This is a genomic window from Cryobacterium sp. TmT2-59 (assembly GCF_004403545.1).
GTDB lineage: Bacteria > Actinomycetota > Actinomycetes > Actinomycetales > Microbacteriaceae > Cryobacterium > Cryobacterium shii.
On the sequence record NZ_SOGM01000022.1, the window covers coordinates 1 to 9,986 of the forward strand.

Genomic DNA, 9,986 nt, shown 5'->3' on the forward strand with positions numbered 1-9,986 from the left:
CGGGGTCGAGCCGGGCCTGCCACTGCAGGGCCATGCCCCGGATCAGGTCCGCGGGGAACGCGAACCCCTCCCCCGGCAGCCCCGCTGTTTCTTCGGTGATGGCACCGGTAGCGGCGGCGACCAGTGCACGTTCCGCGGTCAGGAGGTCGTCGGGGGCGACGCTCGGGCTGACCTTGTCGAGGGCCGTGACGATGGCCTCGGCCGCGTCGACACCCAGGTCGCCCGCGGTCAGTCCCGCGGCGACGGTCGGGTAGTACGGGGGCAGCATGCTGGTGCCGGCCCGGCGATCCGAGACGTTCCCGCCGAGGCGCACACGCCGGTTCGCTTCGCGGGCGGAGACCCGGGTGAGGCGCGTGATCAGGTCGATGCCGTTGCTGGCCCCCTGTTTCCAGGCCAGGGAATCGTGGCCGAGGATGCTGCGGGAGCGGTCCGCGACATCCGTCGCCGTAGACACCCTGGCCGCGTCGAGCCGGCGGCCGAGCTGCTCCACCGCGCCAAGGACGGCCAGGGCGTCGGTGTCGGTGAGCCGCGATNTCAAAGTATTTCGCAGATAGTTACGAATGAGGCGGGTGTTACTCGTGGGGCTCCCCGGCCGGTGAGGCGCCGCAAAACCGGGCCCGACAGCCCGCCGAGCCGTGAGTTCGGACCCTCTTCAGGCACAAAATAGGGGCGGAACTCACGGCTCGGCGATGAACTGCGGGGCGCTTGAGGTGTCGGCGCATCCGGACCGTGACCCCTGACACGGGCCCGCCTGGAAAATCGGCAGGAACCCCGCCCAGAAGCCGGCAGGAAGCCCGCCTAGAAGTCGGGCAGGAAGGCCTGCCAGACGGCTCGCCGCTCGCCGCGAGGATCGGATTCGACCCGGTCCTCCTCGTCGATGATCAGGGTCAATCGGTTGGTCTCCGTGTAGGTCGGCCAGGTATCGTCCGGCCGCCCGGTGCAGGCGAAGCGCAGCCAGTGGGTGCGCATCCGTTCGCCCGCGCTGACGAAGCGCTCCCGCCCGCCCAGCAGGCTCATGGCCCGGGCAAAGGGGAAGTCGACCTGGTCGAACAGGGCGAGCAGCTCGATGCCGTGTGTCGCCCCGAGGCCGAGCAGGTGCATCAGCCGCGGCGCCAGGTCGAAGCGGTAGACGTACACCGGCGCCACCCGGGAATGCAGTTCGCCGAGCTGCATGCTCGGGTACCAGAAGACGAAGTCGCTCCCGAAGTCCGCTGCCGAGCGATTCTCGGGCAGGCTGGCGTAGACGGTCCGCATGGCGTGGTGCGAACTCACCGGGGCGTGGTCGAAGATCGCGGCGATGCGCATCGGCGAGCGGGGGAGCACATCCACCCTCCCTGTGAACACGGAGCCCTCCCGCTCGTTGGTGCCGATGATGAGCGGCACCCGATGGGCGTTCCCGTTGCGGAACGCATCGAGGGGGCGTTCGGGCAGGAAATCGCCGTCCACCACCGGAGCGAGGCAGAAGGTGCCCGGGTAGGCGTCCGGCGTGCGCGCCGAGACGACCAGCGCGACCCGGGTCAGGTCGCTCACACTGGCCATCGACAGGAGCTCGTTCGGAGTCAGGGCGGACGTGTCGGGCGGAGAGAGCGCGCGCAGCTCCGCCACGAACTCCGCCGCCCAGCCGGCGCTGAGCGCGTGCGAGAACGACGCGCTGATCGGCGTGCTCTGGGCGATGGCACGGGCGAACAGGCCGGAGGCCGACGGCATCGCCATCAGGGTGATCACCGCGTTGGCGCCCGCAGATTCCCCGAACACCGTCACGTTGTGGGGGTTGCCGCCGAATGCACGGATGTTGTCCCGCACCCACCGCAGCGCGGCCACCTGATCGCGCAGCCCCGGATTGCTCTCCAGCGGGCGCTCGGGGGTCGAGTACCGGGAGAAGTCGAGGTAACCGAGGGCGCCCAGCCGGTAGTTGAAGCTCACGTACACGACCCGCCCGCTGTGCACGAACCGTTCCCCGCGGCCGGTGAAGTCATGCGAGGATCCCACGCTTTAGCCGCCGCCGCGGATGAAGACCATCACCGGGCGTCCCAGCTGTTTGCGGGAGGGGGCCGCCGGGCGCAGCACATTGATGGTCAGGCAGTCCTCGCTGGCCGGCACTCCGGGCTTGGCGCCCTTGAACTGTCCCTTGTACACCTGGGGAGCGACGTAGCCGAAGGTGGAGGCATCCCGGACACCGTCCCAGGGAACCACCGGCTGGGGGGGCACGGAACCGCAGGTCGCCCACCGGCGGAGCCGCGTACGGGATCCCGCGCCAGGCCAGGATCCCGTTCTCCTCCACCCCGCGCACGATCCCTCCCGTGACCCGAACGTCCAGTCGGCCGCGCGCTGTAGGTGGCTCATGGGTCAGCGTCGTGGTCATGGTGTCCTCGTTCCTGCGTCGGTCTCCTGCAACGGTGGCGCCGCCGCTAGCGGTACTCCGGGTTCGGCTGGAAGCCGAAACGCTCGCCTCGGTCCCATTCCCCGCGGAGGTTGCCGTAAGCGGGGATGCCGCCGTTGGCCTTCAGGATCGCGGCGAGGTGCATCAGGTTCCAGGTCATGAAGGTGGTGTTGCGGTTCGTGAACTCGTTTTCCGGTCCGCCCGAGCCGGGGTCGAGGTAGCTCGGCCCGGGTCCGATCTCGCCGATCCAGCCGGCATCCGCTCCCGGGGGGATCGTGTAGCCGATGTGCTGAAGGCTGTAGAGCACGTTCGACGCGCAGTGCTTCACGCCGTCCTCATTGCCGGTGATGATGACCCCGCCCACCTTGCCGTAGTAGACGTACTGGCCCTTGTCGTTGAACTCGCCCGACATCGCGTACAGCCGCTCGATGATCCGTTTGGTCACCGAGCCGTTGTCGCCGAGCCAGATCGGACCGCCGATCACGAGGATGTCGGAGGTGAGTACCTTGTCGAACAGGGCCGGCCAGGCATCCGTCGCCCAGCCGTGTTCGGTCATGTCCGGATACACGCCGGTGGCGATGTCGTGGTCGACGGCCCGGAGGGTCTCGACATAGACGCCCTGCTCGTGCATGAGGTTCGCGCTCAGGTTGATGATGCCCTGGGTGTGGCTGATTTCGGGGCTGTGTTTGAGGCTGCAATTGATGAACAGGGCCCGCAGGCCGGCGTATTCGAAGGATGCCTGGGTGTTGCGGGTCGGGGTCATGGCGCCAGTTTTGCACCGGCCAATGACCTCGGCTAGGGCCGCGCGGTCGCCCCGAACCCCGGTGCGGAACCTGAGCGGTCCGAATAGCTGATATGATTTCTGAGTTGTCTCCGAGCGCTTAGCTTGGTGGGCAGCCTGCGCTCGTAGCTCAACGGATAGAGCATCTGACTACGGATCAGAAGGTTGGGGGTTCGAATCCCTTCGGGCGCACAGACAGGCACGAACAGAAAAAGGAAAACCCCCGCATCTTCGGATGCGGGGGGTTTTTTCTGCGATGCACGTCGCGCTAGCGCGTCGCGACGACTTGCCGTACCAGACGGTCCGGCTCACGCCTGACGTTGGTGCGGTCGCAGCCGGAACACCCGAGCACGTAGACGGGGAGCGCGAGGCTCACGGCGTGGGCCGGGTTCGGCGTGAGGCGGGCGGCTGAGTGACAAAACGGGCACGTAATCCTCATGGCTGAGGCTCCTCTTCTACTGACTTACCCGCCACGGACCGTAACGCGTAATTCGAAGTTAACTCACGTCGCCGCCAGGCAGTAGCCCCTTGACCGGCAGGGGCAGCCTGTGCATGCTAGGCCGGTTCGGCGTGCTCGATCACGAAATCGGACCCGGGGAAGACCACGCTCTCGTGCCCCTCGCCGAACCGCACGAGGTAGGGCGGTTCGCCGTTCGGACCCCGAACCTCGACGATTTTCCCGTGGCGATCCGGTGTCTCCACCGTCTTTCCCCGAATGATGATCCGATCTCCCTGCGATGCGTGCATGGGAACCCACCTCCTGGGCGTTAGGTTACGCCGACCCTCCCGGCCTGCACAGGGCGCGGGCGTTCGGGCTGCGCTCGGGCCGCGTGCGGGTCAGGGCTCGCCGCGCAGCCGATCGCACAGAGTCGTGAGCTGCGTGAGCTCCTCCGTGCTGAGAGCGTCACCGATGCGGTCCGTGATAGTGCCCATGTGCTGCACCGCGACCCGGCGGAACAGCTCGTAGCCGACATCCGTCAACTCGATGATGGCCCCGCGGCCATCGGTGGGGTCGGTGAGCTTGGCCACGTACCCCCGCAACGCCAGCCGGTCCACCAGACGGCTCACGCTGGGCTGGGTGAGCAGAACGTGTCCGTTTAGATCGCGCAGGCGGATCCGACGGTTCGGCTCCCTCGACAGGTTGAACATGACGTCGTACTCGTTGAAGGAGATTTCCCGGGACGGAAAATCTGCGGCCAGGCTGCGCATGATGGCCACCTGGGCGCGGAACAGGGACTCCCATGCGGCTACGGCCACGGCTCGATCGCTCACCCGGCCTCCCAACCTTGTTTCAAGGATAGAGACTCCAGCGGTGACCCGCCGCTCGGGATGCGATCCGGGCGGAATCCAAGAAATAAAACCTGCCAAGGCTAGCGGTCCGTTACGCGTTCGTTATATATTCATTGAGCGTCAACCGTTTGCTGTGGCGGAAGGCGTGAAATGTGATTGCAGGACACTCTTGGTGCAAGGGAAAAGGGCCGGCCGTAGCCTCTACGACCGGCCCTTTGTCATGACCGGACGCCGGAACCTGGTCCCTTCGCCCGATGCGGACTTGCGCTCGCGCTCGCGCCCGCGGCGTCAGAAGACGTCGGGGCTGGGCGTGCTCGACTGGCGGATCGAGACGTCCGCGTGCCGGTCGAAGCGGTACCCCACGCCGCGCACGGTGCGAACGATGTCTTCGTAGCGGCCGAGCTTGGCGCGCAGGCGGCGCACGTGCACGTCGATCGTGCGCTCGTTCGGGGCATCCTCCTCGTCGGCGGCGTTCCACAGCTTCGAAATGAGTTCGGAGCGTTCGATCGTGCGGCCCTCCCGCAGCACGAGGTACTGCAGCAGTTCGAATTCCTTGTAGGTGAGGCCAGCCGTCTCGTTGTCGAGGATGACCCGCTTGCGGGAGATGTCGACCACGACTCCGCTGGGTGCGCGGTCGGGATCCTCCGTCTCGGTGCGGTGCTTGGCCAGCGCGGCCGGGTCCTGCAGGGCGAGGCGCACGACATCGACGTCGCGGCCGCCCGCACCGGTCGGGGCCAGGGCGACAGCCGCGTGGGTTTCGGACGCCGGGGCGATGCTGTTGGTCAGGGCCTTGAGGGCCTCGACGATGCGGCCGAGGCTCGTACCGGCCGCGGCCGCCTTGGCCTCGTCGATGCCGACGTAGAGAACAAAGCCCCGGGCCTGGGTGCCGTCGGGCACGGCACGGATGCGGGGCGCGGCGGGTGCCGGGGCGGCCTGGAGTTCCAGGCGGGCGGCCTGGGCTGAGCGGGCGGTGTCAATGTGTGCAAGCGACATGGGAGTGATCCTTGGCTGGGGTGGTGCAGGGAACCGGACGCGTTTCCGCGATGCCTGGGTTCGAAAAAGTGAGGCCGATCACGGCCGGGGCGGAGTCGGGGACTCCGTGGAGTTCAACCGGCCGGCCGCGAATTGTCAGCGGGGCGGGAACTGGGCGAGAGGGTCGCTGTCAGCGGGACATTCGGCAACACGCCGCGCAGCTGCCGGGCATCATCATGCCGGCAGTCCCGGGGGCCTCGAAGGAGGTTTGGGGGCGTGCGCTCGTTGTCATAGTTGCGAGTAAAGCCCACTGTTACGGCGTGTGTCAATTCCGTGACGACGGATGACGCGGTGTGACGCGCATCACGTTCGCCAACCCGGCGGCGGGTCGGAGGATCCGCCGTCGATCAGGAACGGGTGAAAGATTCCGTGACGAAATGCAATTTCATCAAAGATTCATGAACGGAGCGGGCTGCGGTGTGTTGCGGATCGAAGGAACTGCAACACACCGCAGTCGGTGGGGATGAGAAAAGGAACTAGACCAGGCCGTAGAGGCGGTCTCCGGCGTCGCCGAGGCCAGGCACGATGTAGCCGTGCTCGTCGAGACGGTCGTCGACGGCGCCGAGGACGATGGTCACCTCGCGGCCAGCGAGGGCCTTCTCCACGGCGGCGAGGCCCTCGGGCGCAGCCAGGATGCAGATGGCCGTCACATCGACGGCCCCGCGGTCGAAGAGGAACTGGATGGCCGCGATCAGCGAGCCGCCCGTTGCCAGCATCGGGTCGAGCACGAAGCACTGGCGGTCCGACAGGTCGTCCGGCAGACGCTCGGCATACGTGTTGGGTTCGAGGGTCTCCTCATTGCGCGCCATGCCGAGAAAACCCACCTCGGCGGTCGGCAGCAGCTTCACCATGCCCTCGAGCATGCCCAGGCCGGCGCGGAGGATCGGTACGACCAGCGGCTTGGGGTCACTGATCTGCACCCCGCGGGCCTCGGACACCGGGGTCTGCACGGTGACTTCTTCGACCCGCACGCCTCGGGTCCCCTCATAGGCGAGGAGGGTCATCAGTTCTTCGACGAGGGACCGGAAGAGCGGCGACGGAGTGCGCTTGTCCCGGAGAACCGTGAGTTTGTGGGTGATCAGGGGGTGGTCGGCTACGTGGACTCGCATAGGCTCAATCTACTAGTCGGGGGAGGGAATCGGATGGGCGAGCAGGGTCAGAGGCACAGCGAATGGATGCAGCTTGCCCTCGCCGAGGCCCGGACCGCCCTCGACACGGGCGATGTTCCCGTGGGCGCGGTGGTGCTGGACGCGGCCGGACAGGTGATCGGCCGCGGGCGGAATGAGCGGGAGCTGCTGCAGGACCCGACCGGCCACGCCGAGATGGTGGCCATCCGGCAGGCGGCCGCGACGCTGGGGGACTGGCATCTGACCGACTGCACCCTCGTGGTGACCCTCGAGCCCTGCGTCATGTGCGCGGGCGCGATCCTGGCCGCGCGGGTGCCCGTGGTCGTCTTCGGCGCCTGGGATGAGAAGGCCGGCGCCTCAGGGTCGGTGTACGACGTGCTGCGCGATCGCCGGCTCAATCATCGGGCCGAGGTGTTCGCCGAGGTCGAGGCGGCCGAGTGCGGCTCTCTGCTCAGGGACTTCTTTGCGGATCCAGCCCGCCGAGCCATTCGCTGAACATGGCGCGGGAAGCCCGCTGCATGCCGCTCGAGTAGCGTTCGCGGTCGCGGCGCAGTGCCGCCGGGTCGAAGCCTTCGGCGGCCACCTCGGCCTCTGAGGCGATCAGCCAGACCTCGTGCATCTCGTCGGTGACCTCCGGGTGGAACTGAACGGCCAGCGCCCAGTTTCCGATCGCGAAGGCCTCGTTGCCGTACTGGGGTGACCCGGCCAGCCGGGTCACAGTGTCGGGGAGGTCGAAGGTGTCGCTGTGCCACTGGAAGACGGGCACACCGGCGACATGTCGCACGGGGGAGTCCGCGCCGGCCGTCGTCGGTTCCACCGCGCGGTAGCCGATCTCGTTCGTCGGCCCGCGGTAGACCCGGGAACCGAGGGCGTTCGCCATCAGTTGCGCCCCCAGGCAGACGCCGAAGACGGGCCGTGCGGCGGTGAGGCGCTGCCGGAGCAGTTCGACCTCATCGTGCAGGGCGGGGAACCGGTCGGCCTCGTAGACGCCCATCTCTCCGCCCAGCACGACCAGCAGGTCGGCGGCCTCGGGGTCGATGGCCCGAACATCCTCGGTCAGAGTGTCGACGTACCGCACCGTGTAGCCATATTCGAGCAGCACCGGTTCGAGATTTCCCAGGTGGATCGTGGCGTCGTGTCGCAGGACGACCGCGGTGCGGGTCATTCACTCCCCTTGATGACGATGGTGTCGGTGGGGGGCGCCGGGCGGTTCGGGTCCACGAAGATGTCCGGCTCGAGGTAGATGACCCGGGCTGCGGGCACGGCCTCGCGGATGCGGTTTTCGACGTTGTCGATGCCGGCCGCGACGTCGGAGAAACGGGTCTCGGCGTCGAAGGCGACCTTGGCGGCCACGAGCAGTTCGTCCGGACCGAGGTAGAGGGTCTTGAGGTGGATGATCTTCCACGTCTCCGGGCCGGCGAGGATGGCGCGTTCGATGGCCGCGGCATCCTTCGCCCCTGCGCCCTCGCCGACGAGCAGGCTCTTGGTCTCGATGCCGAGGACGATGGCGACCAGCACGAGGAGCAGGCCGATGAGTAGGGTGCCGACGGCGTCCCAGATGGGGTTGCCGGTGATGATGGTCAGGCCGACGCCGAGGAAGGCGAAGACCAGGCCGGCGAGGGCGGCGATGTCTTCGAGCAGCACCACGGGCAGCTCGGGCGCCTTCGCGTGCCGCACGAACTGCACCCAGGACTGGTTGCCGCGCACGTGGTTCGACTCCTTGATGGCGGTGCGCAGGGAGAAGGATTCGAGCCCCATGGCCACCAGGAGCACCACGATCGGCAGCCAGGGCACCTCGAGCGGGTGCGGGTGTTGCAGTTTCTGCGCGCCCTCGTAGAGCGAGAAGACGCCGCCGATCGAGAAGAGGATGATCGACACCACGAACGCGTAGACGTAACGCTCACGGCCGTAGCCGAACGGATGCTCCTTGTCGGCCTCCTGGCGTGACTTGCGCCCGCCCACCAGCAGCAGCACCTGGTTGCCGGAGTCGGCGAGGGAGTGCACCGCCTCGGCGAGCATCGAGGAGGAGCCCGAGAAGGCCCAGGCCACGAACTTCGTGATCGCGATCCCGAGATTGGCTGCGAGGGCAGCCACGATTGCCTTGTTTCCGCCCGATGCACTCATGCAGCCAATCCTAGAACGCCCGTCGCTTGTGGTCCTTACGCGGTCGGCACAGGGCGCGAAACTAGACTCCCGGTATGACTGCGACTGTTCCGACCACTCTTCCCACCATCGCGTTCCTCGGTGCCGGCTCCATGGCCCGGGCCGTCCTGACCGGGCTGCTGAAGCCGGAGGTGACCGTGACCGGGGGCATCCGGGCCACCAACCGCAGCACGGCCAAGGCCGAGGAACTGGCCGGGATCGACGGCGTCACGGCCTGGGCCACGGATGTCGACCCGGAGGCGAACCTCAAGGCCATCGCCGGCGCGCGCATCGTGATCGTCGCCGTGAAGCCCCCGATGGTCCCCGACCTGCTGGCCGAGATCGCCGACAGCCTCGAGCCCGGCACGCTGGTCGTCAGCGTGGCCGCCGGCGTCACCATCGCCACGTTCGAGGGTCTGCTGCCCGAATCGGTGTCGGTCATCCGCTCGATGCCGAACACGCCGGCCCTGGTCGGAAAGGCCGTCACCGGGTTGAGCGCGGGAACGCGGTCCACCCCCACCGACCTGGAGCTGGCCCGGACCCTGTTCGGCACCGTCGGCGACGTGCTGGTCGTGCCGGAGGAGAAGCTCGACGCCCTCAGCACCATTTCCGGCTCCGGCCCCGCCTACGTGTTCTACCTGATCGAGCAGCTCACCGCGACGGCCGTCGCCAAGGGTTTCACCCCCGAGGAGGCCGCGGTCATGGTGAACGGCACGTTCCACGGCGCGACCAGCCTGCTCGCCGCATCCGCTCTGTCGCCGACCGAGTTGCGCCGACAGGTGACGAGCCCGAGCGGAACGACCGAGCGCGCCGTCTGGGAACTCGAAAAGGGCGGCCTCAAGGAACTCTTCGACCGCGCGACGGATGCCGCCCTCGCCCGCGCGCGCGAGCTCGCCGGCCACTAGCTGAACCAATTCGACGGAGATATTGCTCTAAGAAATAGGTTTCGGGCGATTCGGAGCCGAAACGGGCAGAATCTCCGTCGAATTCGCTCGGGCAGGTGCTGTTCACCCGGCGACGGCCAGGCGCGCGCCCCCGGCAACACTCCGCCCGGCGTTGAACCAATTCGACGGAGATACTGCTGTAAAAAAGCGGTTTCGGGCTGTTTGGGCGCGATTTCGGAAAAATCTCGGCTCTCCTGTCGTAACCGTGGGTTAAACCCGGCCGGGGAGCACGGGTTTGTGGCCGCCGAGGCTGAGCATGGCGAGGGCGATGAGGGCGTCGGATGATTTGA

General features: G+C 67.6%; 10 protein-coding genes, 1 tRNA gene and 2 pseudogenes. 3 read left to right on the forward strand and 10 right to left on the reverse strand.

The features are described from left to right. The 4 genes and pseudogenes from E3T24_RS03985 to E3T24_RS03995 all read right to left on the reverse strand — a co-directional run. Positions 1-538, reverse strand: a 538-nt coding sequence (locus E3T24_RS03985; RefSeq protein WP_134434311.1) for a DUF222 domain-containing protein, incomplete at its 3' end; no start/stop codon positions are given. Between the two features lie 260 nt (positions 539-798). Then, a pseudogene (locus E3T24_RS03990) lies at positions 799-2,208 on the reverse strand (carboxylesterase family protein). 43 nt (positions 2,209-2,251) lie between these two features. After that, a pseudogene (locus E3T24_RS17860) lies at positions 2,252-2,362 on the reverse strand (hypothetical protein); the annotation flags it as partial. A gap of 46 nt (positions 2,363-2,408) precedes the next feature. Beyond that, positions 2,409-3,143: a flavodoxin family protein gene (locus tag E3T24_RS03995; protein WP_134434312.1), complete on the reverse strand. Its 735-nt coding sequence runs from the start codon at positions 3,141-3,143 to the stop codon at positions 2,409-2,411. Positions 3,144-3,280: 137 nt separating this feature from the next. On the opposite strand from E3T24_RS03995, the gene E3T24_RS04000 reads away from it, so the two are divergent. Beyond that, positions 3,281-3,353, forward strand: a tRNA-Arg gene (locus E3T24_RS04000). Positions 3,354-3,716: 363 nt separating this feature from the next. Here E3T24_RS04000 and E3T24_RS04005 read toward each other — a convergent pair. From E3T24_RS04005 to upp, 4 genes are all read right to left on the reverse strand, one after another. After that, complete coding sequence (locus tag E3T24_RS04005) at positions 3,717-3,908, reverse strand: DUF1918 domain-containing protein (protein WP_134366975.1); 192 nt, start codon at positions 3,906-3,908, stop codon at positions 3,717-3,719. 90 nt (positions 3,909-3,998) lie between these two features. Further along, on the reverse strand, positions 3,999-4,433 hold the full coding sequence (locus tag E3T24_RS04010; protein WP_241975924.1) for a MarR family transcriptional regulator: 435 nt from the start codon (positions 4,431-4,433) through the stop codon (positions 3,999-4,001). Between the two features lie 306 nt (positions 4,434-4,739). Next, complete coding sequence (locus E3T24_RS04015; RefSeq protein ID WP_134366977.1) at positions 4,740-5,444, reverse strand: winged helix-turn-helix domain-containing protein; 705 nt, start codon at positions 5,442-5,444, stop codon at positions 4,740-4,742. A gap of 515 nt (positions 5,445-5,959) precedes the next feature. Next, complete coding sequence (upp, locus tag E3T24_RS04020) at positions 5,960-6,592, reverse strand: uracil phosphoribosyltransferase (RefSeq protein WP_134366979.1); 633 nt, start codon at positions 6,590-6,592, stop codon at positions 5,960-5,962. 33 nt (positions 6,593-6,625) lie between these two features. Between upp and tadA the strand changes: the two genes are divergently transcribed. Next, positions 6,626-7,105 (forward strand): tRNA adenosine(34) deaminase TadA, encoded by a 480-nt coding sequence (gene tadA, locus E3T24_RS04025; protein ID WP_255572842.1) that lies wholly within the window; start codon positions 6,626-6,628, stop codon positions 7,103-7,105. On the opposite strand, the gene E3T24_RS04030 is transcribed toward tadA, so the two are convergent. Together E3T24_RS04030 and E3T24_RS04035 are read right to left on the reverse strand one after the other, a co-directional pair. Continuing rightward, positions 7,062-7,775 carry a glutamine amidotransferase gene (locus E3T24_RS04030; protein ID WP_134366982.1) on the reverse strand — a complete coding sequence of 238 codons (714 nt, stop codon included), beginning with the start codon at positions 7,773-7,775 and terminating at the stop codon, positions 7,062-7,064. The two genes, tadA and E3T24_RS04030, sit on opposite strands and share 44 nt — an antisense overlap. Then, positions 7,772-8,734 carry a cation diffusion facilitator family transporter gene (locus E3T24_RS04035; protein ID WP_134366984.1) on the reverse strand — a complete coding sequence of 321 codons (963 nt, stop codon included), beginning with the start codon at positions 8,732-8,734 and terminating at the stop codon, positions 7,772-7,774. Before E3T24_RS04035 ends, E3T24_RS04030 begins: the two co-directional genes overlap by 4 nt. 74 nt (positions 8,735-8,808) lie before the next feature. Between E3T24_RS04035 and proC the strand changes: the two genes are divergently transcribed. After that, positions 8,809-9,657, forward strand: a complete 849-nt coding sequence (proC, locus tag E3T24_RS04040; RefSeq protein WP_134402814.1) for a pyrroline-5-carboxylate reductase — start codon at positions 8,809-8,811, stop codon at positions 9,655-9,657. Positions 9,658-9,986: the final 329 nt, after the last annotated feature.